Annotated in this window: 22 protein-coding genes; 10 read left to right on the forward strand and 12 right to left on the reverse strand. The window is 51.3% G+C overall.

Going from position 1 to position 23,872, the window contains the following annotated elements:
* Nucleotides 1-10: 10 nt before the first annotated feature.
* The 3 genes from IE074_RS07910 (at nt 11) to IE074_RS07920 (ending at nt 2,538) form a co-directional block, all read left to right on the forward strand.
* A complete protein-coding gene (locus tag IE074_RS07910) occupies nt 11-784 on the forward strand; it encodes an SAM-dependent methyltransferase (RefSeq protein WP_189384929.1) in 774 nt (257 codons plus the stop codon).
* A 50-nt stretch (nt 785-834) separates the two neighbouring features.
* Nucleotides 835-1,884 carry an NAD(P)-dependent alcohol dehydrogenase gene (locus tag IE074_RS07915; protein ID WP_189384930.1) on the forward strand — a complete coding sequence of 350 codons (1,050 nt, stop codon included), beginning with the start codon at nt 835-837 and terminating at the stop codon, nt 1,882-1,884.
* Nucleotides 1,885-2,055: 171 nt separating this feature from the next.
* Nucleotides 2,056-2,538, forward strand: a complete 483-nt coding sequence (locus IE074_RS07920; RefSeq protein ID WP_229793944.1) for a GNAT family N-acetyltransferase — start codon at nt 2,056-2,058, stop codon at nt 2,536-2,538.
* A 19-nt stretch (nt 2,539-2,557) separates the two neighbouring features.
* On the opposite strand, the gene IE074_RS07925 is transcribed toward IE074_RS07920, so the two are convergent.
* Complete coding sequence (locus tag IE074_RS07925; protein WP_189384931.1) at nt 2,558-4,003, reverse strand: Cu(+)/Ag(+) sensor histidine kinase; 1,446 nt, start codon at nt 4,001-4,003, stop codon at nt 2,558-2,560.
* On the reverse strand, nt 4,000-4,698 hold the full coding sequence (locus tag IE074_RS07930; protein ID WP_189384932.1) for a heavy metal response regulator transcription factor: 699 nt from the start codon (nt 4,696-4,698) through the stop codon (nt 4,000-4,002). The genes IE074_RS07925 and IE074_RS07930 overlap by 4 nt, the downstream gene beginning before the upstream one ends.
* 250 nt (nt 4,699-4,948) lie before the next feature.
* On the opposite strand from IE074_RS07930, the gene IE074_RS07935 reads away from it, so the two are divergent.
* The 3 genes from IE074_RS07935 to IE074_RS14970 are packed head-to-tail and all read left to right on the forward strand — an operon-like array spanning nt 4,949 to nt 6,123.
* Nucleotides 4,949-5,452, forward strand: a complete 504-nt coding sequence (locus IE074_RS07935) for a cupredoxin domain-containing protein (protein WP_189384933.1) — start codon at nt 4,949-4,951, stop codon at nt 5,450-5,452.
* A gap of 12 nt (nt 5,453-5,464) precedes the next feature.
* On the forward strand, nt 5,465-5,935 hold the full coding sequence (locus tag IE074_RS07940) for a c-type cytochrome (protein ID WP_189384934.1): 471 nt from the start codon (nt 5,465-5,467) through the stop codon (nt 5,933-5,935).
* A 53-nt stretch (nt 5,936-5,988) separates the two neighbouring features.
* The gene (locus IE074_RS14970) at nt 5,989-6,123 is read left to right on the forward strand and encodes a hypothetical protein (RefSeq protein ID WP_268247308.1); all 135 of its coding nucleotides are present in this window, start codon (nt 5,989-5,991) and stop codon (nt 6,121-6,123) included.
* Between the two features lie 7 nt (nt 6,124-6,130).
* Here the strand turns inward: IE074_RS14970 and IE074_RS07945 are convergent, their stop codons facing one another.
* A complete protein-coding gene (locus IE074_RS07945) occupies nt 6,131-6,469 on the reverse strand; it encodes a hypothetical protein (RefSeq protein ID WP_229793945.1) in 339 nt (112 codons plus the stop codon).
* Between the two features lie 187 nt (nt 6,470-6,656).
* On the opposite strand from IE074_RS07945, the gene IE074_RS07950 reads away from it, so the two are divergent.
* Nucleotides 6,657-6,890 carry a hypothetical protein gene (locus tag IE074_RS07950; RefSeq protein ID WP_189384935.1) on the forward strand — a complete coding sequence of 78 codons (234 nt, stop codon included), beginning with the start codon at nt 6,657-6,659 and terminating at the stop codon, nt 6,888-6,890.
* 70 nt (nt 6,891-6,960) lie between these two features.
* Here the strand turns inward: IE074_RS07950 and IE074_RS07955 are convergent, their stop codons facing one another.
* The 6 genes from IE074_RS07955 to IE074_RS07980 all read right to left on the reverse strand — a co-directional run bounded on the left by IE074_RS07955 (nt 6,961) and on the right by IE074_RS07980 (nt 11,213).
* Complete coding sequence (locus IE074_RS07955) at nt 6,961-7,344, reverse strand: VOC family protein (protein WP_189384936.1); 384 nt, start codon at nt 7,342-7,344, stop codon at nt 6,961-6,963.
* 45 nt (nt 7,345-7,389) lie between these two features.
* Complete coding sequence (locus tag IE074_RS07960) at nt 7,390-7,575, reverse strand: sel1 repeat family protein (RefSeq protein ID WP_189384937.1); 186 nt, start codon at nt 7,573-7,575, stop codon at nt 7,390-7,392.
* 518 nt (nt 7,576-8,093) lie between these two features.
* A complete protein-coding gene (locus IE074_RS07965) occupies nt 8,094-10,031 on the reverse strand; it encodes an ATP-binding protein (RefSeq protein WP_189384938.1) in 1,938 nt (645 codons plus the stop codon).
* Nucleotides 9,979-10,491, reverse strand: coding sequence for an ABC-three component system middle component 5 (locus IE074_RS07970; RefSeq protein WP_189384939.1), 513 nt, complete (start codon nt 10,489-10,491; stop codon nt 9,979-9,981). Before IE074_RS07970 ends, IE074_RS07965 begins: the two co-directional genes overlap by 53 nt.
* Nucleotides 10,485-11,042 (reverse strand): ABC-three component system protein, encoded by a 558-nt coding sequence (locus IE074_RS07975; RefSeq protein WP_189384940.1) that lies wholly within the window; start codon nt 11,040-11,042, stop codon nt 10,485-10,487. The genes IE074_RS07970 and IE074_RS07975 overlap by 7 nt, the downstream gene beginning before the upstream one ends.
* Nucleotides 11,043-11,057: 15 nt before the next feature.
* Entirely contained in the window at nt 11,058-11,213 is a 156-nt protein-coding gene (locus IE074_RS07980) for a hypothetical protein (RefSeq protein WP_189384941.1), read from the reverse strand.
* 407 nt (nt 11,214-11,620) lie between these two features.
* Here IE074_RS07980 and IE074_RS07985 point away from each other — a divergent pair, with 407 nt between their 5' ends.
* Nucleotides 11,621-13,450 (forward strand): reverse transcriptase domain-containing protein, encoded by a 1,830-nt coding sequence (locus IE074_RS07985; protein WP_189384942.1) that lies wholly within the window; start codon nt 11,621-11,623, stop codon nt 13,448-13,450.
* Between the two features lie 255 nt (nt 13,451-13,705).
* On the opposite strand, the gene IE074_RS07990 is transcribed toward IE074_RS07985, so the two are convergent.
* Nucleotides 13,706-15,616 (reverse strand): UvrD-helicase domain-containing protein, encoded by a 1,911-nt coding sequence (locus IE074_RS07990; RefSeq protein WP_189384943.1) that lies wholly within the window; start codon nt 15,614-15,616, stop codon nt 13,706-13,708.
* Entirely contained in the window at nt 15,603-17,900 is a 2,298-nt protein-coding gene (locus tag IE074_RS07995) for an ATP-dependent nuclease (protein ID WP_189384944.1), read from the reverse strand. The genes IE074_RS07990 and IE074_RS07995 overlap by 14 nt, the downstream gene beginning before the upstream one ends.
* A 607-nt stretch (nt 17,901-18,507) precedes the next feature.
* Between IE074_RS07995 and IE074_RS08000 the strand changes: the two genes are divergently transcribed.
* Together IE074_RS08000 and IE074_RS08005 are read left to right on the forward strand one after the other, a co-directional pair.
* Entirely contained in the window at nt 18,508-19,332 is an 825-nt protein-coding gene (locus tag IE074_RS08000) for a DUF932 domain-containing protein (RefSeq protein WP_189384945.1), read from the forward strand.
* A gap of 83 nt (nt 19,333-19,415) precedes the next feature.
* Complete coding sequence (locus IE074_RS08005) at nt 19,416-21,416, forward strand: ParB/RepB/Spo0J family partition protein (RefSeq protein WP_189384946.1); 2,001 nt, start codon at nt 19,416-19,418, stop codon at nt 21,414-21,416.
* Nucleotides 21,417-22,394: 978 nt separating this feature from the next.
* On the opposite strand, the gene IE074_RS08010 is transcribed toward IE074_RS08005, so the two are convergent.
* Nucleotides 22,395-23,570, reverse strand: coding sequence for a TIR domain-containing protein (locus IE074_RS08010; RefSeq protein WP_189384947.1), 1,176 nt, complete (start codon nt 23,568-23,570; stop codon nt 22,395-22,397).
* Between the last annotated feature and the right edge of the window lie 302 nt (nt 23,571-23,872).

Consider the following 23,872-nt stretch of genomic DNA (forward strand, 5'->3'; position numbering starts at 1 on the left):
AGGAATGAATATGTTTTCTTTGGATGCCAATGGGCAAACAAGCAGTCAGTTTTACCTTGTCAGTATGGGTATTGGCGATCCGGACAATATAACAGTCCGTGCGTTAAAAACAGTCCGGCAGGCAGATGTGGTTTTTGCCATGACGCGGGTACAGGAAAACTTTTCTGAATTGCTTCAGGGCAAGGAAGTGTACAACGCCGGACATGGCCTGTTCACCCCAATGGCCCGGCGCAAGGTAACGGATGAAGAAGTTGATGCACTGGAAGCGCAAACGCGTAATATTATCCGTAAAGCTGTCAACGCAGGCAAAACCATTGCCGTGCTTGATTACGGGGACCCTTTGGTGTATGGGCCGCAGGTTGGTTATCTGAAAGAATTTCAAGACCTGAACCCGGTCGTGATTCCTGGTGTTTCCAGTTTTAACGCCGCCAATGCTGTTCTTGCGCAAGGGGTCACCAATGGACCGCGTAATGAATCTGTGATACTGACGGCGGCCAAAACAACGCGTGAAGGCTACCAGGGTACGGACCCTTTGGTAAAACTGGCTGAATCCCAATCCACCCTGGCTTTTTTTACCATGGGTTTGGCCTTGCCTGAAGTGGTCAGGCAGTTAATGCAGCATTATCCGGAAAAGACCCCCGTTGCCATTGTTTTGCACGCCGGTGTGGCTGAAAAGCAATCAGTATTGCGGGCCACGCTAGATACCATTGTTGAGCGGACAGAAGGGGGGACATTGCCCTTTGAGCATATGATTTATGTGGGAGAGTTTTTGGAAAGAGCCTGACTATACAATCCGAAAACAGTCGTGTTATGACAATATCAAGGAGTATTGCAATGGAAGTAAAAGCTTATGGTGCCCGGGCGGGCGATTTGCCCCTTGAATCCATGGATATTACCCGGCGCCAGCCGGGGGCACACGATGTACAGATTGATATCGCCTTTTGTGGTGTATGTCACTCTGATATTCACCAGGTGCGCTCCGAGTGGGCAGGCACCTTGTATCCCTGCGTACCGGGTCATGAGATTGTTGGCCGGGTATTGGCAGTGGGCGAGCAGGTCTCCGGCTTTCAGAGGGGCGATCTGGTGGGGGTTGGTTGTATTGTTGACAGTTGTCAGCATTGCCCGGATTGCAACGAGGGGCTGGAAAACTTCTGTGATCATATGGTGGGCACGTATAACAGTCCCACGCCCGATGCGCCGGGGCACACCCTTGGCGGTTATGCCCAGCAAATTGTGGTGCATGAACGGTATGTGCTGCGTATCCGTCATCCGGAAAACCAGTTGGCGGCCGTAGCACCCTTGCTGTGCGCAGGTATTACGACTTATTCTCCATTGCGTCACTGGAAAGTGGGGCCAGGCCAGAAAGTGGGTGTGGTGGGTATTGGCGGGTTGGGGCATATGGGCATTAAGCTGGCCCATGCCATGGGCGCTCATGTTGTGGCATTCACGACTTCCGGGTCCAAGCGTGCCGAGGCCAGCAAGCTGGGTGCAGATGAGGTGGTGGTTTCCCATAACCCCGATGAAATGGCAGCCCATGCCATGAGTCTTGACTTTATTCTTAACACGGTTGCCGCCCCGCATGATCTGGATCCTTTCTTTGCATTGCTTAAGCGGGATGGCACGATGACACTGGTGGGAGCGCCATCAACACCGCACCCTTCACCAAACGTGTTCAGCCTGATCATGAAAAGGCGAAGCCTTGCCGGGTCGCTGATCGGAGGCATTGCAGAAACCCAGGAAATGCTGGATTTCTGCGCCGAGCATGGCATTGTGGCTGATATCGAAATGATTCGGGCAGACCAGATTAACGAGGCCTATGAGCGTATGCTCAAGGGTGATGTCAAGTACCGCTTTGTGATTGATAACGCGACATTGGCAGCGTGACAGGCATTCCCACGCAGGCGTGGGAACGACTTATTACGCTAGTTCCCATGCTCCTGCGTGGGAACTGGTGGGGCATTTAATTTTATTTCATTCTTGTTCCCATGCTCTGCGTGGGAACGTGTAGCAGTTGGAAGCAGGTCTAATTTTCCCGATATAAAAGGAGAGCAGTGGGTGGCGGTTGAAATTTTAGAAATCCAGGCAGGGCACGACCATGAGATTTGCAACATAATAAAAATGGTTGGCGAAGAGTTTGGTGCTATCGGTGAAGGGTACGGCCCCTCCGATGCGGAAGTTGTTGAAATGAGTGCGCACTATGGTGACCGGAATAGCAGCCTGTACCTGGTGGCGAGTATGGACGGAAGTATTGTGGGAGGCTGCGGCGTTGCCCCTTTCAATGGCAGCAATCAGACTTGCGAACTGCGAAAATTATTTCTTTTAAAAGAAGTTAGGGGTCTGGGGATTGGGAAGGAGTTGGTTGCCAGGTGTTTGGCTTATGCAAGCCAAAAGGGATATAAGGAATGCTATCTTGACACTTTGTCTGGCATGAAGTCAGCAATATCCTTATATGAAAAATTCGGGTTTCAGCATCTTGACCGCCCACTGGAAGGTGTTGTTCATAGCGGGTGCGATGTTTGGATGCTGAAAAAACTGTAGACTGGAGTGACAGCTCTTTTCAGATATCACTGCCATTTGATTTGGTTGCAACAGGTGCTGCATTGTCTGGAAGCGATATTTCAAATGAAGTCATTGCTTCGTTTGAGATAACCGCAATACTGCCTCCGTGCGCTTCAATAATGGATTTGGTAATAGCCAGCCCTAAACCGGCACCCTCTCCAATGCGTTGGCGCGAGGAGTCAGTGCGATAAAACCGTTCAAAAAGGTATGGCAAATGCTTTTCCGGAATAACCGCGCCAGGGTTTTGTACGCAAATTTTTAACGTATCCGTAGCGGTGTTTTTTATCAGCCTGACCATAATGGTTTTTCCGTGGGGCGTGTAACGGATGGCGTTGGACAGCAGGTTGCTTAATGCGCGACGAAGCATCAGCCGGTCTCCCGTGATACAGGTATGTTCCCCGGCCAGTTCAAGGTTTACCCCGCGCTCTTCGGCCAAGACTTCAAAATAGTCGAACAAGGTATGAACTTCGGCTTGAAGATCGATATTGACAAGTTCCGGCTTCAGCAGTTTGTTGTCGGCCTGGGCCAAAAACAGCATGTCGCTTATCATCCTTGCCATCCGGTTATATTCTTCAAGGTTGGAATACAGGATTTCCTGGTATTGCCCGCTGCTTCTTGCCTGGGAAAGGGCTACTTCTGTCTGCGTTCTGAGGTTTGTAATGGGTGTGCGAAGCTCATGCGCAATGTCTCCGGAAAAATCCGACAGCCGTTTAAATACTCCTTCAAGCCGGTCAAGCATTTTATTGAATGACTTTGCCAGCTCGGTCAGTTCTGCAGGAACGGCTTCTGCATTCAGGCGGATATGCAGCTGTTCCGAGTTGATTTTTTCTATCTCACGGCTAATGCGCCGTATGGGCGCATGGCCTTGATATACCACCAGCCAGGTTGCCAAAATCGCGACCATGCAGGCAATTGCCGTGATAATTCTCAGGTAATGCTGGAAACTCTCAAGATAGTGCAGGTGAAAATTTATTTCGGTTGCGATAGCAAGGGTAAAGTCGTTTGTGATGAGAGGATTGTTAGTGGTGATTGGTAGCACCACGCCCCTGAAGGTCGTGCCATTATCTTTCCATATTGAAACGGTATCACTGTTGATCTGCATGACGGGTGGCGTGGTTTTTGCAAATTTTTCCAGATCTGATCCGGGGGTTGCATAGAGGACCGTGCCGGTTGAAGTGGATATGCGGTATTGCGCGTTGTAGTGGCCCACAATGACGTTGGCAAATGTTGCCTGTATTGCTTCCTGAGGATTGTTGCTGGGCAATAGGGCCAATGTGTGTTCAAGCGCCTGCCGCACCGCGTTCAGTTCGTCTATATCCTGCTGGATGAAATGGTGGTTGATTGAGCGTTCCACCATCCAGCCGAATGAGAGCAGGACAAGAGTTATTACCGCACCAATAGAAACGGTAAGGCGGACTGCCAGAGAGGTGGGACGTCGCTTCATTGCTCAGGTACGGGGTCAGCCTCGTCCACATCCAGCATGTAACCCATGCCGCGTACGGTGTGAATCAGCTTGGGCTCGTGGTTGTCATCGATTTTTGCACGCAGTCGCCGGATGGCGACATCAATAACATTAGTGTCACTATCAAAATTCATATCCCAAACCTGAGAGGCGATGAGAGACCGCGGCAGGACTTCACCCTGGCGTCTTACCAGCAGCTCCAGCAGGGCAAACTCTTTATTGGTCAGGTTAATGCGTTGATTATTGCGCTGGGCACGCCTGCGGGGAAGGTCAAGCGTCAGGTTGGCCACTTGCAATTGATCATTCTGTGCGGGAGCGGCACCACGGCGCAATAATGTACGTACGCGCGCCAGAAACTCGGCAAAGGCAAAGGGTTTGACAAGGTAATCATCAGCGCCAAGTTCCAGGCCTTTTACCCTGTCTTCAATACTGTCACGCGCGGTCAGAAACAGGACCGGTGTAGATGGCTTTGCATCCCGCAGAGCACGGATGATGCGCCACCCGTTAACATCGGGTAGCATAACGTCAAGAATAATCAGGTCATAGGAGCCGGTTAACGCCAAATGGTGTCCGTCCAGGCCCGTGCGCGCCAGGTCTACGATAAAACCGGCTTCGGCAAGACCCTGGCGCAGGTAGTCACCTGTTTTAACCTCGTCTTCCACAACAAGCAGTTTCATGAGTTTGCTCCTGTAATACGCATGCTGGCAGTCTTAATTGTCTGCAATGCGGGTGGATTTATGTCTGAAGTAAGTTTACCCACACGACACTGACTGGAAAATGACCTAAGCATTACAGTATTGTAATCTGTATGATGACAGGAATGTAATGAAGCTGTCACCCGTGCGACAGCTATGCGTGACTAAAATTCTTATATCGAATGGCATTAAATGCCTTTTTGTTTGAATGAATGTAAAGCGAATATTTATCATGAAAAAAAACCTTTCCGTTTTGATTTTAAGCGCATTGCCTGTCCTTGCCCTGGCTTCCGGTAATCATGCCGGCGGTCATCATGGTGCATCAGGCCATGGTCATGAGATGACTGGCCATGCGCATGTGTCGGCTCCCGTTGGCCAGCCGGGAGACCCTGCCCGGGTTACGCGTACCATCGAAATTGAAATGCTGGACACCATGCGTTTCATGCCTGGTGAAATTAGTGTTAATGCCGGGGAAACGGTTCGTTTTATTGTTAAAAATGCGGGAAAATTGCCGCATGAAATGGTGATTGGTTCTTTGGATGACTTGAAGGCTCATGCCATTGAAATGAGACATAATCCATCCATGATGCACGATGAGCCGAATGCCATTACGCTTGAAGCTGGCCAAAGTGGAAGCCTGGTCTGGAAATTTGACCAGTCTGGTACGGTTGATTTTGCCTGTACCATTCCAGGTCATCTGGAAGGCGGAATGGTGGGTAAGGTGCGGGTTAACTAAAGCAGGGAAAACATGACAAAAACAAAATTGCTTTTTACGGTTGCCGGTTTTGCTGTAGTTGCAGCGGGGGCTCTTTCATATTTTCAGGGGCGTAATCCGGGCCCTGCGTTCATTGATCCCGCTAACCAGACGCTGGTCATGCAGGGTAAACCGATTTATGACAACCTGTGTGCATCGTGCCATGGCGTTTCGTTGCAGGGGCAACCGAACTGGCGCGAACGCATGCCTAATGGGCGCCTGCCTGCACCACCGCATGACCAGAGCGGGCATACATGGCATCACCCCGATGCCTTGCTGTTTGATATGGTTAAAAATGGCCTGGTGCCGGGGAAAACGGCACCACCCGGTTATCAAAGTGACATGCCCGCTTATCGTGATATGTTGACGGATGAGGAAATTGTGGCGGTACTGGCATACATTAAAAGCAGCTGGCCGGTAAAGGTGCTGAAGGTGCAAAAAGAAATAACCCTGCAGCAACAATAATAGCTTGCAGGGTAGTAGGGTAATAGTTTCCACCGTAAAACCTATTTACAATAATGACATTCTTGTCGCTGGCGCAAACCAATCCTGGTTGCTATAACCTGATTGTGTCAGCCATGCAGGCCCGTGATACCCGAGGTAATCCGGTCCAATTGAAGTTTCTTACCATGCTGGCGAAAAATCCTGCTTGATGCAACCCTAGCTATTTGCCTGACAGGCCAACAAATCCTTGTCAGTAATAACCCAGCGATCGGAGCTGTCGATGGTTACGTCCGTAATTTCGCATTTGTCTCCGTCCTCATCCACCACCAAAACATCCCAGTCGCCTTCACTAACATCAGACAAGGTCAGGGAGTCTCCTTTTTCCAGTACTTCATCACCCAGATAGTCTTCACCCCAGTCTTTTTGACTTGCCGGAGAAAAATAGATCTCGTGGATTTCCCAAGATGACTTGTTGACGAATTCCACCTTCGCTGCCAAAGCGGTTGTTGGGACATACGCTACTGCAGCTGCTACCAATAAATGCCATGCTTTCAATTTTGTTTCCTTTTGGGTTGTTTTGAAAATAAAAGTAACGCAATTTGGATTGTAGGGGATTGGCAAATTTCCGACAAATATTTTTTGATTTAACGCAAGGAAAGTTAAGTTACACTATTGACTTGTACTGAATTTTGCGCTGTTGGGGATGCTATTCAAAAAATAATAGGTTCAAGGAGGAGATATCATGGCCTATGTGCGTATTTTGCCTGAAGTCAAAAAATCGGGATTCAATTTTAAAGAGTATCTGGAGTCGGTGAAGTCAAAACTTGAGGATCTTATAAATAAGGTGCATTTTGAGCATTTGCCTGAATTGATGGCCTTGGTTCGTGAAGTTTTGGGTATCAATCATGTCAACCATTTGGGTAGATTGCAGAAAATAGACAGGGAAATTACATCCCGCCCCTGGCGTTATCGCTAATAACGGTTCGTGCTAAGTGCCGGGGACGAACCGGCACGTTTTGCGGCGCGACTATTTTGTGCGACGTTCGCTATTCTTTAATTTGCTCAGAAATTTCAATCAGATTAAGGTCTGGATCGCGCAGGTAAATTGACATGATGGGGTAGTTGGCTCCGGTTCGCCTGACCGGACCTTCTTCTATTTCCCAGCCACAGCCCTGGATATGGGTAATGACCTCTGCCAGGGGGATACTCGAAATAAAGCACAAGTCCAGTGCGCCCGGGACAGGAAGATGCGCTTTGGGCTCAAATTCCTGGCCCTTTATGTGAAGATTGATCTTTTGTTCCCCAAACTTGAACGCTATTCGTCCCTGACCAAAGGTTTCAAGTTTCATGCCCAGTACTCTGGTATAAAAATCAATACATTTTTCTTTCTGGCTTGTGGTTAAGACCAAATGATCTAGATGGTGCATCATATGTGCTCCGTTGTAAGGACGAGTAAAGGGTAGCCAAAGCATATTCTAACGTGAAAGAGGCAGAGGAGAAACGGGCTGCAGTCCAAAAAAAGCAGGTGAGAAGAAGTCAGCAGTGTTTTGGACATAATTTTGCCGAACTCCTTGGTCATTTTCGTACATGACGCTCAGATTGAACTGGGCGACCGCATCACCTTGTTCAGCCTTCTGAATAATGGCTTGATCTGTTTTCACGGCAAGGTTATTTCCCAGTGTGGCACCTAAACTGAGCATTAGAACCATAATGAATTTGCGTATCATATTAAATGACTTTTATTTTTTGAATAATGACGCTTGAATTCTAACTATTATTTTCGGTTTCCCGATATTTAGATCAATGACAGCACAAGCCAAAACCAGAGATTTCTGCCATTATTATCTTTGATGAAGGAAATCATGGAACGATCTAAATTTACACAAACTTAGATTGTGGCTATTTTGAAATACGTTTTGGCTTGTTGACTTCAGTATACTGAAAATTCCCTGAGAGCCGCATAAATAAAGGATTTTAGGCAAAAAAATAGACGTCTGTTGACGTCCATTGATTATCTTGTGGTGCCGGGGCCGGAATCGCAATAAATGCTCTAGCTTAGTAAACATGCGGGTTAGGTCATTTATGAAAAATTTGGGGTACACCTCAGGGGACTATTTTATATAGCGATGTTTTTACGCCACAATATAGAGAACCTGCATTGGTCAAAGTTCGGTGCCGACTAACTGATGCCGATCGACTTTTCAGTATGAGTGAATTTTCTTCCAACGAGGTAAGCTTCGTTGTCCAGTTCTGGACATACATCCATTGTTGTCATGATAATTTGATGAATTGTATCGGAGTTATTGGAGCGGTTCGCAATAATATTTTGAAAGTTATAACTCCTTTCAACTTCCATTCCCCCATCTTCAATGCCGTCTAAAATTAAAAGTCTTGGATAGCGGAAGTACTCATTGTCCAACGATGAGAGGAGGAGTGCTAAATGAAATCCGTGTCGCAAAAAAACCATCGAACTTGCAGAGAATTGGCTTTGCCCATCTATAGTCAGTCGATTGGCGGCGAAATCGATATCGATTTCGTTAGCCTCTGCGAATTCAGTCTGACGAGATAAGTCTTCTTTAAGGATTTCTTTCAAGTTGTCCGCGACGGACAAATATGCAATATTTCGACGATCCACTTGTGCGCGACTTACTGCCTCAATCCGTCCTCGCGTCCATTCCAACTGGCTTTCCACTTGCCCAAGTTTCGTGTTCAGTTGTTCAAGCAAATTAGCGAGCTTCTTTAACTCCAAGGTATTTTTAATCTCTTGCTCTTTGCTGCCGATATCTTTGGAAATAGACTGCATCATAATTTGATGTGGTGACCTCCAGTGAGACTGATTGCGTTTGAACCGATCCTCTAAGGATTTCAGTCGCATTTCCGCCGAAGGAATTTCCAGAGAAATCGAATCGAGCTCACGTAATTGTTGTGTGCGAATGGTGTTGGACTCACTAAGTTGTAATGCAAGCTCGTTTCTCATTCTGGCCAATTGCGAGCGTGCTGCATCTTCGGCAATCTCAGATTTACAAAGTGTGCAGGTCGATAGGTTTTCGTCAGCGCTTTCCAGCTTTGTAAAGCAACTTGGACAAAATGAAAAAATGGCAGTGCCTAGATAGGATTCAGCAACGGCAGACTCTTCTAAACTAGACAGCCTTTCCTCAAGCTCCTTAAGAAAGAGTTCCGAGTCTGCGATTTCAGCCTGAAGAGCGATTTTTTGTTGTTTGAGCTTAGAGAGGGACGAATGTGCGTCGTTCAACTGTTCTCTAAGGGAGTTATCTTCCTTTGCTGATGAGGTTTTATGAGACTCAGCGGATAGATTAGCTAATCGAACTTGCAAGTCAGAAACTTCGCTTGCGAGCGTTTGGATTTTTTCGTCAAGAAACTCGAGTGATATATTTGTTCCAGAATGTCCGAACGTGCTGTAGATTGTCCTGATGCTTGCACGAATAGCAGTCGTCTCCTTGTCTAACGACGATTCCTCTAGCTTTAGATCATACAGTTCAGTCGAGTCGATTCCTAGAAGATAGTCACCAACAGCCGCTCGGGTTATAGCTCGGTCAAATCGATCATGACGAAATAGATCCGATGGAGGCGTCTCTTGGTCGGAGTAGACCAACCGCATCAATTGGTGCATCGTAATATTCGATCCACCTTCGCTACGAAGTTCTGGCATTTCGAACAGCCTGAATAGAACTTGCGAAAAGCTTTCCTTGGATTCACTCCGTTTAAATGGATACAACTGCCACATTGCTGGCCCTGCATCCATCGCGGCCAGCATGCTTCCCCAGAATATTGATAACGGCTGCATTAATTGCGTTGACACGTTTCTGCGCAATGTCACGACCGCTTCGTTTGCTGCGATTTCTAAATATATGTCATCGCACATTTGAGCCACTTGATTGAAATTAATATTCTCAGATCCGAGCGCATATGCAATGAAACGGATGACGGTTGTTTTTCCTGAACTATTCTGACCAGCGATAACGTTCAGTCCCGCATGAAAAGAAATGTCTATAACAGATCTACCGTCTTTTACAACGATCAAACGATTAACAAGAATAGTTGGTTTAAACAGGGTCATAACGAAACTCGATAAGGCCAGAGCGATGCTTAATCCCATTATTTCCATGGGCGGGAAGTTCTAGAAAATCCGACAGTAGGAACTGGCCCACCGTAGTTTGTCGTTTCTGAAACCGTGAAATCGCGGCTGCTAGATCGTCCGGTATGCTGTTTCCAGACAGCGATATGATCCCGCGCTTCAGCTTATCCGCGTTGATAAGATCTGCTGCTACCAATCCACTCAACGCTGCAAAAAATATGGGGCGCATTTTTTCAAAAGGCGCGCGATTGCCCAAAGCATGTCGATATGGAGTTTCAGTTTCCTTTACTGCCGAGCGCATAGCTTTATATTCACTAGGAAATTTGAAGCTGAGCAATTTGTATGGGTAGACAAGGAAGTAGTCCGTGATTCTGGCCGTGTCGATAGATAAATCAATGACTCTATCGGTGGCAGACTCAAGAATGGCTAAGATTCTAACGGCACTATGGTAGGGGTCGAGGGCAGGGTCGTAGATTAGCATGCGTCCCACCTGATATAGCAATTGCCCGCCAAAAAATAAACCAAGCCTTGAATGTCCATCTTATTTAGCATGAGCGGATTGGACTCAAGCATTTGTAATGCTGGAGATATCACCTTGTCTAGCATTGCTGTGTCGACCATTTCTCTGGACGCGTTGCCCTGTACTAGGGGCAGCACTGATTGCTCGAAATTGACGACGATCTCAGCCATTAAAAACGTGTAGATGGTCTGGGCGGATTTTGATCCCTGTTGCCGCATAATTGCTTTCCATGCGGACTGCTTTCTGAGCAGCGCGACCTTTACCATTTCTTCGCGTCCCGAACACTTCAGCTTTTCTTCCAGTCCGCGTATATCGGAACTAGTCTCGTTGGAAAGGAAGTGTTCAAGTTTTTCAGTCCACGCTGAGAGTGATTGATCGGCGAGCGTCTCCGCAAGATATTGTTCGACCAACCTAGCCATCGCCGTCGGTTCCCGTACGGCGTTATAGGTTTTATGGATGTCTCTGCCTGCGAGGTCGCCTTGGGTTGTGTTGTCACGAACAATGGTCATCATGCTTGCCATGCCTGACTATTTCTTTTTTATGATGTCGCGCCCAGCGATATCGCCACCGACATTGTTATTGTTAATCGCTGTGGAGTTTCTGGATTTATCTATGGTGACTTTTAATACCCAGCCGGAAGCTAGTCCAGTAATAAAGGCCAAAATTTCCGAAAAATACTCCATGCTTTACCTTCCATTTAGTAGCCGGCGCGAAAAAACGCATTTTTAATGCGGAGGTATGTCTTGTAAATATTAGGTTGTTTTTGTTGCGCATCGTAACAGCACACTGCAGAGTACGTCTACAGTGTCATAGCTGCACTATATAGTTGAAGGTCATGCCTTGGCCATCGGCGAAGTCGATGTGGTTTGTCTACGTCGAGGATTGCCCTGCGACGTTGCCTGTATCCGCGGCAGTCGCTTACAATTGGTTGTCACCCTCCGAATGGAGCTTAACCAGGCCCGCGTTTAACGCAGGCTTTCGATGAGGTAACCCCGGCCTGTCCGCCTGAAGCTGGCTAGTCAATCCGCCGCAACGTATATAGGAGAAAGACAGACGGAGGGTGGCACTCATTAAATGTACATGAGGTCAAATGGTAGCCATTACCAGCGCAATGGCGCTTAACGAAAGCATGCTACGCACCAGCGTCACGTGGTTTTCCTCTCATGTGCTGGGCGTACCTTATTCGCAACTGATGCGAATGATTTACCCGCGCCCGCCTTATAAACGCTTTACGATCACCAAACGGAACGGTAGCCCGCGCGCCATCGCAGAGCCGCGACAACGCTTGAGAATTGTTCAGGAGCAGGTGTTGGCGTTCCTGAAGGAGCGTTCTGGAACAGTCAGGCCTGCCGTTCACGGCTTCGTGGTGGATCGCAGCATCGTCACCAACGCCAAAGTGCATTGTTTGCCGAAGACTCAACACATCCTGAATCTTGACTTGCAAGATTTTTTTCCTAGTATTACCTTTTACCGTGTGCGGGGCGTTTTGCGAAAGCACCCGTTCAACTTTTCGCATCATGTCGCGACGGTTGTCGCCCACATCTGCACACTCGATGGCAAACTGCCGCAGGGTGCGCCAACGTCTCCTTTTCTCTCCAACTTGATTTGTCGGTCGATGGATCGGGATTTAACCGAACTGGCGCGGCGTAATCGTGCTACCTATACGCGTTACGCCGATGACATTACTTTCTCGTTTAATGTTCGCACCGCCTCTCGGTTGCCGGTTGCCATTTGCGTAGTGGACGATGACGGTCACGTGACTCTCGGAACTGAGCTACATGATCTGATCACCGCAAAGCACCATTTCGCGATCAACGCCGCTAAAACGCGGTTGAGCGACCGGCATCGTCGCATGGAAGTTACCGGACTGACAATCAACAAGTTTCCGAACGTCCGTCGGATCTTCATTGACAGAATCCGGGGTGCCTTGAACGCATGGGAGCGAAACGGGTACGAAGCAGCGGAACAAGGGTGGCAGGATCGCGTGATAATCGGTGGCAAGGTGCCGTACGAGAAAGTGTTATGGAAGCGCCAGACACGAAGTAGAGTTGTTCCCAAGTTAAAAAATGTGCTGTGGGGTAAGTTGCTCTATCTACGGATGGTAAGAGGTAAAGATGATGTGCTTTACACCCGCCTTGCAGGGCGTTTCAACGCGTTAGTTGATTTTGAGCAATCGTTCGGATCATTTGCTGCACCGAAACTTCCTATTGAACCAGTCGTACGGGATCATGATACAGCTCAGGAAGGTGTCTTCGTCGTAGAGTGGGCAGGTGACTACCATAGCTCCCCGGGGCGTCACGAAGATACGCTTCAAGCGCAAGGGACTGCTTTTGCCTATCGCGAACTGAACCTGTTGGTGACGTGCGATCATGTTTTTGAAGTAGATGCCACAGTCGGAAGCCTGAAGGCGCCAACGGATTATGAGGCACCTGAGATCGTCAATAAGTCACTCAGGTTAGTCCGTCCTGGCACTAAAGATTCTTGGCCCGCGCGGATCGTTTACCGTAACAGGCAGTTCGACTTTGCAATTCTCCAATTTGAGGGGCCGGTGCCACCACACCGATATTTCTCCGCCATGGATACGCCGATTAAGCCGCGAGCCGACGGCCTCCTGATCGGCTTTCCTGCCTACCAGAACTGGAACCTGCCTGATCAGAATGAGCAAAAGGTGCTAAACCGGACCGAGCCAAACCGCAGCATGTTTAGTTTTACGATCTCGGGGGCTGGCAGCATTCGCCCAGGCAATAGCGGTGGGCCATTCACTGATGACCGCTTTCGCGTCGCGGGCATGGCGCAACGGGGTGCATACATGGGTGATGGGCATGACGAGTGCTTGTGTTTCGAAGTTATGGATACGTTCGTAACTGCATGGAGAAGCAGTACAAAATCGACACCAACAACAAGTGAAATACCTGCTTAGTCGGTGCGCTTCCCGGTTAGGCCGGGTCGCGCTGCTTGCGCTGCACCGTGCTGAACACAGTTCCGGGCCCTTCAGTCCGAGAAACCAAAGCACGATCATGCTTGAATAACCTGTTCCTCTTTCGATTCCGCTTTGCTGGCCAGTGACGTGCAGGGACGCTACCTGCTAGCGACCACGGAACAGATTCTTGAAGCCGCCCGCCAGACGGCTAAGCGGAATTATCTAAAGAGATATCCGCAACAATCAGGATTTCCATCATAGTCGTTCAATTTCTTCTGAAACAAACCATTGATTACGAAGTGCAGCCGCGAGCAGCGCGTCGGGATTCTCTGTATAAGCGACTAGAGCCAAACTCTTCTTTGCGCGAGTGCAAGTGACATACAGGAGACGGCGTGTACGTGTGACGCCCCCATCCGTGGCATCTTCGAGATGTTTACGATCGGTATCCGACAATGGTTTGGCTTCAAAGAGTTTTTCGTATGAAAATAGAAATCCACGTGCATCGCTATCATCAAGTATGACCAATACGCGCTCGAATTCGAGACCTTTTACGCCCTGGTGGGTTCCGAACGGCCCACGGTCACTGACATATTCGGCGAATGGAATTATTTGATTGTATGGTGTTTCCAAAAATGCTCGCCAAGCCTCAAGACTTTCGGGTGATTTTTCTACTGCTTCGTCTTCATAACTCGATGCATCATCAGTGATTAGAGCACTCTCCACCGTCGTGCGCTCATTAACTACAAAAGGACGCAGAGCAGTTGGAATCTCGAATAGATGGTGTTCCGCTACGCATTGCAGGACCGATAGGAAGGTGGTAGTTGATTGCTCTGGGTGTAGCGCAAGCAGTGCATCCACTGCAAATCGTATCGGTTGTAGCGGATCTCCAGGCGTTGAGCTAAGAGCAATGGCCGCCCGCTTCAGGAGTGGAGAGGTCGCTCTCAGGTGAGCCATTATTGCGAATTTGTCCTCTGCGCGAGCTGCAGCAATGAGTGGAGCAACGCGTTCGGTGAATAGTCTCAGGCCAGGAAGATCACCAGTTCGTAGTCCCGTCGAAAGGCGCGAGTCGCGATCTAACGCTCGGAACATGTCGAGAAAACCGCGTCGCGATGCTGCCATATGATGTTCAAGTGTGAGCGCTTTGATTGTTACCTCATTGTTCCAATCAGGATCACTGCACAGATTAGCCATTCGCTCGCGAACACGCTTCTCGAATCCAGGTTTGTCGGGGGTATTATTCGGTGCGATGAAAAGACGGACGAAACCAATTTCGCTGTCATCACGTGCCACTTGGCTTTGGCGATCAATCGGCGCTCGCAATATATTGCCAAGCGCGATAATACGCTGAGGCGAGCGATGATTCAGCCGCTTAACTGGACGGGCCCAATTATCTGGCACAAGGCTCTCTAACTCTGGATGGCCGTCAAGGTAGATGCGCTGCATGGTATCGCCGAACAGCCCCATGCCGAATTTTCCCTTGTGCGTGGCTGCGAGCATAAAGAATGCTGTGAGTAATCCTTTGTTTGTGTCTTGGCTCTCGTCGATGAGTAGAAAAGGATACTGGTTGATAAGAACGGCTTGCATTGATGGCTTTGTTTCGATAAACGAAGCCGTAATCTTCAGCACCTCGGAGTGTGACAGTGAGTCTTGGCCAAAGTTGTCGCCGTTAGGGTTGTAGGTGAAGCGTCGTGCGACGCTGAGCCATTCAAGGCGTCTTGTTGTTGAAGTGATGGCGCGTTCGCGATCCATCGCCGCTTTGGTGCCAGGGCGTCCCTTTGCCTGTTTCTCGTGAAGTTCGGCAAGGTCAACTGGAAGAGTTTTGAGTAGCCACGTCTGAATGTCATGATGATAAGTTTCGATATGCTTCCAGCAGAAGCTATGAATCGTAGAAATAGGAAAAAGTGGGTCAGAACCTACGCGCGCTGCGATCTCGTCGGCAGCGGCATTCGTATAGGTAACCACCGCTATCTTCTTGCCGGTTCGTCGGAACGACGCGCCGTAGTTTGCACGAAACGTATCGAGTGCGCTTTTGAGTGAACGAGTCTTTCCAGAGCCTGCACCGGCGTACAAGAAAAAGCTTTTCGGAGCGGATGGATTCAGGCAAGTTTGGATTTGATCGTCGGCGTCGTTATCAAAGTCCGGCGATACTGTCTCAACCTCTACCATGATCTGGCCCCACCTTGAGTTCGCTTTCCGCGACATCTTTGCTAACAGCCCCTTCGAACCATTTAAGACCGTCGGCTATATAACGCGGCGGTTTCAATGTCTTTGGGTCTTCGAGCATCAAGCAATCGAGTGCAAAGGCTGCTTTTTCAGCAGTTTTTAGCAATTCGAATAGTTCATCTTGGAGGTCGTCGCCTGATAGACTTTGTGTCACGATTTCACGGATTTTTTTTGACGTGGCCGAACCTTGAACTTTCTCTACCGTGGAAAGGTTTTCTATAATTAAGGCATCCTCAAATGTCCGAGGAATGGTTTGGACGGTGTCATCGCTCACGCCCTTAACTGGTTTCTGGTAGGCGACGTAGAGCTCATAGTCGCCATTGGTCGTCGACTCATGTTCTTCAGGTGATAGCGTAATTAGTTCGTCGATCAGTTTCTTCTTGGGGTGCCACTCCTTGAGCACCGAATTTGCCGTTTGTTGTGCTTTGCCTTGTTCGGGGCGAGTGGATTTCCAGCGTGTTGTCTCGTTGCCATTTTTGTCGATGATTTTTACTGCTGTCGTGGCGTCAAGATCACCGATTATTAATGTTGCAATGCCGAGTGAGTCAACTAAATCGCGAAAGCTATGTACGTGGCTTCCGCCGATCTCAAGCAAAGTTACATATCGTCGCGCTAACTCCGGAAAATGATGTCGGATGAAGTGGGGTACGAGTATGCGCTCTGCCTGTCCTTCGACGAATATGATTCCGTCTGCGAAAAATAGGTCGCAATGCGTAGCCTTTAGGTATCGCTTAACAAAGCGCTTTGTATCATCACCGTCACCAAAAACATGAGAAAGATTAGCGACCGTTGTTGTCGGTGTTTCTCCTTTATGCGGGGCAGATCGACGCCGGAAATACCGCAGGCTAGAGAAATCAGCTTCATGTGCGACATGGCTAGAATGGGTGCTGACGATCAATTGGGTGCAATAGTTATCGCTGTTGCCAAGATCGCCGTGCTTCCTGAGGAGATCATACGCTTTGTTAATAAAGACTTGCTGGACTTGCGCATGAAGGTGGGCCTCAGGTTCTTCGACGAGTACGAGGTGTAAAGGCTGTATCTCATGTGATACGTCCGAACCTTCGTGGATTCCTGCTTTTTCGACACGCATCCAGTCATCGCGGAAACCCATGAGCATGAATACCATGGCGATCAAGTTTTGATAACCGAGGCCGGAATAGTCTTCCGGAAGCTTGAGTGTCTTAGTGCCATCACCTGATGGGTCTGCAACCTGATATTGGACGGAGGATCCATGCTTTAAACCATCAGTTGCTCGCAGTAGTGTTGATATTTTGAGCTTAGGGTTGTTCATGCCGGGATAGCCTAGATCTTCGAGTTCTTCGAAAGCAGCGGAAAATCCGGCTTCAAGACGAGCGTCAAAACTTTGTTCGGCCGCTTGAATTGCTCCAAGAGCTTCATAATCTTTCTCTGAAGGCGTTTTCGACGGATCCAGATGGCGGTCGTAGTAAGAGCGAAGTTGGTCAGAGAGACGACGCTTAAAACGCCGAGTAGTTCTGTCTCCTCTTTCTTCGTGATCTTCATTGCTCCCAGCGTCTGTGAAATCACGTTGAGCGGCGATCTCATCAATTTTAATGAGATTCTTGAACGGCGGGTGGTCGAACGCGAGTGCACTGGTGGGCAGTATCTGTGGTGTGGCAAGGCCATTCTTCCCCGGTAGTGTGACGGCGGCTGGGTCGAGAGGATAAGCTACGAGTTCCAGATGTGCTTGGAATCTGCGTTCAAGGAAATCGGTCAGGCTACTTGGCCACAATGCGATCTTGATGTTTTCACCATTCTCTCCGGTGATTGATGCGTCCCGCGCTGCGGTGCGTTGCGCAAGATATTCAACTTTCAGCTTGTCAAAATCTTTGACCTGATACGAGAGCCGAACGCCAAGCATGCCGCCGGCCCAATCCAATGTTGGGAGAATGTGAACAACGTGTTGGATTTCACTGAGCGGAACGTCGAGCCATACATCGAGCGAAGGAAGAAGATTATTTAGATCGACGGTTGGGTCACCATCCGCCTCCCACTCCTCACCCAGGAGATCAATTTTTGTCCAATTGGCAATTGTTATATCGCGTAGGGCGAGACGGTTTGGTGAGAGTAGGAAGATTCGGAGAGCCAACATCGCTGATGTCTTGCCGCTATTATTGGCACCAACAAAAATCGTTGTTTTTTTGTCGAAGTCAATATGCGTAGACTTCAGTTTTCGAAAATTTGTAATTTCGACAAATTTAATTCGCACCTTATCTTCCCTCAGTGTGCGCACGCTGACTTTGGCAAGTCCAAATATTCAGTCTCGTGCGTTTGTCGTCCGTAGATGAAAGTAGTCAATACATACAAATAGATAATAAACGAAGTGTTTTCTTGCGTCTCTGCTCCGCAGACCGCGCTGCTTCAGGTTCGCTTTTCGTTCATCCCTGACGGGACTGGTCACGGCCAGCCTTGCGCATCCCTGACGCCTCCGGCCCGGCTTCGCAGCTTCGGGCCTGCACGCTGGCGCTTGCGTGCAATCTGCACACAAAGACCTGGCCGTTGCCTGCCCAGCCATCTTTCCTGACCTCATCACCTTGTCCGCGACTGTAGCCCGTGGCCGCGTGCCGTCAAGGCGCGCCAGGCCGTGTCCTCGGCTACGCCTGCGGGCCGCACCAACCTGACGCTTTTCTCCTTGACGGCCCACGTTCGTGGGCTCCTGACCGTCGCGGGCGATGAACTCAGGAAAGACGGTGGCAACGAGGCCAACCGGGTTCTTCGTGCCGACCGCACATCAACAGCTCAAACCCTTGGGCTTCCGAATCTTGGAATCCGGTGTGCGGTGAACAGCAAACCCTTTCTTTGTCAGGAGAAATCCCATGCTTGCATCCCGCTTCGGTTCCCTTTCCCCGGTGCTTCGCAGCGACCGGCCGCTGTCGGACGATCAGATCAGGGCCGTGGTTCCGTCCATCTATGCCGATGCCCCACACGAAAGCCGTTCAGAACGCTATAGCTACATCCCCACGGCGGCGGTGCTGACGGAACTACGGAAAGAAGGGTTTCAGCCCTTCATGGTGACGCAGACCCGAGTACGCAACCAAGACCGGCGCGAACACACCAAACACATGATTCGGCTTCGCCATGCCAATCAGGTGAATGACAGCATCGCCAATGAAATCATCCTCTTGAACTCGCACGATGGTACGAGCAGTTATCAGATGCTCGGTGGAGCCTTCCGATTTGTCTGCGCAAATGGCCTTGTATGCGGCGATACCGTGGCCGATGTTCGTATTCCGCATAAGGGCGACATTACCGGGCAGGTGATTGAAGGCGCGTTCGAGGTATTGGACGGTTTCGAGAGAGTGCAGGAATCCCGCGAAGCCATGCAGGCCATCACGCTGGACGAAGGCGAAGCCCACATTCTCGCCCGCGCCGCGCTGGCCCTGAAATACGACGACTCGGACAAGCCCGCACCCATCACGGAAAGCCAGATTCTGATGCCGCGCCGATATGACGACCGCCGCCCCGATCTGTGGATGACCTTCAACCGCCTGCAAGAAAACCTCACCAAAGGCGGTTTGCGTGGCCGCAGCGCCAACGGTCGCCGCCAAAGCACCCGAGCGGTGCAAGGCATTGATTCCGATATTCGCCTGAACCGCGCCCTGTGGCTGCTGGCCGAGGGCATGCGTCAGTTGAAAGCCTGATTCCCCTTGCGCGGCAGGGTCAGGCAGCCATCCTTGCCGCGTCTTTTATGGCTGCAATTCACAAACTCATAGGAGTGTTCACCATGAACGCGATTAAGCACACCGAAACCCAAGCCATCGACACGATCAACGCCGTCACCGACGCCATTACCCCGGAACAGAACCTGATAAGGGTGCCGCTGTCGCGGTTGCGGCCGTCCAAGCGTAACGTGCGCAAGACGGCGGGCCAGTCCATTGATGCGCTGGCCGAGAGCATCGCCCGCGTGGGGCTGCTGCAAAACCTCACCGTTATTCTGGCCCGCGACGGCGAGCATTACGACGTCGTGGCCGGTGGCCGCAGGCTGGCCGCATTGAAGTTGCTGTCCAAGACCCGACGTATCCCGAAGGATTGGGAAGTGCCGTGCCTGCTGGTGGCAGACGCCAACGCCCGCACCGTGAGCTTGACCGAAAACGTGCAGCGCGAAGCCATGCACCCGGCAGACCAGTTTGAAGCGTTCGCGGCGCTGGTGGCCGAAGGCCGACCCATCGAGGATATCGCAGCGGATTTTTCCGTCACGCCGCTGGTGGTGCAGCGCCGCTTGAAGCTGGCGAATGTCTCGCCGCGCCTGCTGGCCGATTATCGGGCCGATGCCGTGAACCTTGATCAGTTGATGGCCCTTGCCATCACAGACGATCATGCGGCGCAGGACGCAGCTTTTTACGATGCACCCGAATGGCAGCGCAGCCCCCATGCCTTGCGTGATCGCCTGACGGAAAGGGAAATTGACGCATCCCACGCGCTGGTGCGTTTCGTGGGGCTGGATGCCTACGAAGCCGCGGGCGGCGGCATTCGCCGTGATCTGTTCGCGCAGGACGATAGCGGCGTGTATGTGACGGATGCCGCGCTGCTGGAAACCTTGGTGCGCGAAAAGCTGGACGGCCACGCCGCCGAAGTGAAGGCGGAAGGTTGGGCATGGGTGGATGCCGCGACCGCCGTCACCTACGCCGATCTGCAAGTCTTCCAGCGCGCCCCGCGAGAGCGGCGCAGTCCTACCAAGCGGGAGGCCGACCGCATGGAAAAGCTGGAAGCCAAGATGCAGACCATTGGTGAAGCACTCGATATGGTGCTGGACGAAAATGATGAGGAAAAAGCCGACGCCTTGCAAGAGGAAGGTGACCGCGTGGGCCAGCAGTTACAGGCGCTGGAAGATCGTTTGCTGGATTACGCCACGAACGTCAAAGCCGCCGCTGGAGCTATCGTGACCCTTGACCGGCAAGGGGAAATTGTCGTGCATCGCGGCCTGATGCGGGAAGCCGAAGCCAAGGCGCTACGCACCTTGGAACGGTTGAGGCAGGGATTCAGCGGCGAGGATGACGCGAACGGCGACGGCGAGGATGACGACCAGCCCAAGGTCGCGTCCATGTCCGACCGGCTGGCGCAGCGCTTGAGCGCCCACCGCACCGCCGCGCTGCAAATCGAACTGGCCCGCCATCCGCAAGCGGCGCTGGCCGCTGTGGTGCATGGCATGGTGCAGACGGTCTTGCTGCATGATCGTTATCATCGTGATGGCTTACCGCTGGAAATATGCTTGACCGTGCAAGACCGGCTGGAAAGCCTGGCCCCGGACTGGCCCGAATCGCCCGCCGCCGTGGCTCTGGCAGAACTGCAAAAGACCGTGAGCGAGGACTTGCCGGAGGACAGCGCCGACCTGTTCGCCGTCTTGCTGGCAAAGCCGCAAGATGAACTGCTGCGGCTGTTGGCAATATGCGCGGCGGCAAGCGTGGACGTCATCACTCCCCGCGCCAGCCAGCATCAGCCGGGAGCGGAGCTGGCGCAGGCCGTGGGGCTGAACATGGCGGCATGGTGGCAGCCCACCGCCGAGGGCTACTTCAAGCATGTCTCCAAGGCCGTGATTCTTGATGCCGTGGACGAGTTCGCGCCTGACCACGTTTCCCGGCTGGCGAAGCTGAAGAAAGCCGATATTGCCAGCGAAGCCGAACGGTTGATGCAAGGGTCGGGGTGGATGCCCGCTATTTTCCGCATGGAAGATCCGCAGGATGAAGCCGTAGAAACTGACGAAACGGTTGATGCGGTAGCCGCGTAAGCGTTGCCTCCCTATATGCCCCGGCCTGTCGTCGGGGCATGTCCTCACCGGCTGCAAGTATTCCGATAGCTGTTTTTTGCGAACGCCGGACGGCTTGCCGGCCCATCGAAGGCCGCACAAGCTGGCCCGCTGCGCCCCGATGTGACCGGAGCGCGGCGGGATTCAATCAGCATCGGCTCCAAGGCGACGACACCTTGGAACCGATGATATAAAAATCCGGGCGCTGCATTGTCGCGCCCGGTGCCAACCCCCAAAGGCACATCGGCCGGACACAGCCATCCGGCTGGCCCGGTGTATCACGCTCAAAGCCAGGAATGGCAAGCCGCCGCTGCACCATCTCCGACTGGATGGCGCAGCGGCGGCTTGTACGCTGTGTTTCCTCGGCTCGTTTGAGCGGCCTGGGCGTGTGTCCGATCGCTGACGCTGGCTGATCGACCTTCACGCTGGACAGCATCGGTGTCATGGCCAAGTGCCGCTCATGTGATCGTAAGTTGTGGCAAACAAAGGCGTGTCACGAAAACTTCACGGATTATACACAGGCTTGCACACAGAATCTGTGGATAAAGCCGTGCGTGTCGGCGCAAGCGCCGCCGGGCTGTCGGGCAGCGCCCCGTGCCGACCTTGCCGTCACGGCCATTCGGCTTCCATTCCGAGCCTGCCGCGTGCCTGTCGGCATTTGCCTTCAAGTATAGGAAGGGGGGCCGGTTTCGACCTATTGTGTTGAAAAACTCGATTCTTGACGTTTGAACTCGAACTGAGAAAAAGGCGACCTTCCAGAATCGTGCGTATGCCACGATCGGACCTCAGGCAAGGGGTCAAGCACCCCTTCCGATGGTTCAAAAACGGTTGGTTTGGAGTTTTTCAACACAATAGACCCATAGCTGACAATCGAAGAGCAAGGAAAGCCGTCATTAAACGTTTGAGCTGAACCGCCTGCGGCGCCTGCCGTAGCGGGTCAGCTCAAGCGAAGGCTTAGATTCAGGCGCGCGACCTCTTCGGGAGCTGTAAGACCGCTCCAACCAAGGTATCCAGCGATGCCTCCCCTCGAAGGATGGAGTTCAGCAACTCGTCCCTTTGTCGATCGAATCTGTTGTTGTTGATGGGGCTGTCATGTGGCGCGATCAACAAGTTGTAAGGAGTCACGTACCTCACACGAAGCTCTGCCTCGCGGTCCATATCGACTACCTTGCCATCGATAACTGTTGACCCGTCGTCATACTCTGCCCTGGTCACTGGGCGTCCGCGAAACAGACCAAACTCCTCGCGTGCGTACCCCCAGTGTTCAACCTGCGACGGCACAGACGCAGGATCGTAGAGACCTGTCGGCTCAGACGGCTTGGCCTTGATGTAAACGAATGATTGGTAGTACGCACCAGCGTTGACGGCTGCCAGTTCATCAATGACGAGCTCCTGGTGATCGAGTAGGACGGTATCGGCAGCAAGAACATCGAAGCTGTTGATGTGCATGTCGCCGGTTCGCCACCACCAGATCGGGGTTGATTCATGAAACACGAATGGATTCCGAAAGAGAATCCGCAGCCGTTCGATGGCATCGGCTGGCTGCCGGAACCATTGAATGCCACGAACTCCAGGAAATGCGTCGCTAAATCGATTGCTGAAGAACACGGTACTACTCTCGCCGCGAATCGACGGTAAGGCGTCTTCGTCCATAGGAGCGAACGGACTCTTCCCGAGTACAGGTTTCGGCTTCAACGGTATTCCATAGAGCTCATGCAGCAGCTGCTTCAGGTTGGAATCAAAGTTCCCGTCATCAGTGAAGTCAATGTATGTGCGCCCACCTAAGCAGACGGGAGTCTTGAGTTTGGTGGACACGCCTCGTATACAAGGGATGAACTTGTTGGTATCTTGGGAAGAGAAGAGTTCTGCGGTCAGGATGTTCTTCTCGTACCCGACACCGCCCAGTCCTTCGTTGGACTTCTGGTTGTAGTTGTCCGTGCAAACAACCAACACCCGGTCCGAATTGGTCAGACCCTTCTCCATGAACTTAAGGATATTCGAGCCAAGTTGTATGTCCCACTGATCGAGAACTACCTCAACGCCGTTCTCGACGAGCCGACAAGCAAGCTGATATACCCAGTCTCTATGTCCATCGCTGTCGTGAGAGTACGAGATGAAGACGGTGGGTGTCTGCATGCGGGATTCCTGAATGTAACGAATGAAGTAAGCGGATGCCGAAGGCAATCCGCAATTGACTGAGTTGTTAGGCCGATTCTGGGAGGGTCACTTGCTTTGGCATATCCCACAATGGGGTCATAAACGACAGCTTTCGGCGCCGCGCGCCGAACGTACGCTTCTGGCAGATTCTCGTCCTTGATTCCCGTGGATTATCGCCATTAAATGTATCAAAAACAAACAGCGCGGTTTTTTTGAAGATCATTGAACACTCATGGCGTCTCTGCTTGCGCAGACCGCGCTGCTCCAGGTTCGCTATTCGC

The organism is Advenella faeciporci, assembly GCF_014652395.1.
Classification (GTDB): domain Bacteria; phylum Pseudomonadota; class Gammaproteobacteria; order Burkholderiales; family Burkholderiaceae_B; genus Advenella; species Advenella faeciporci.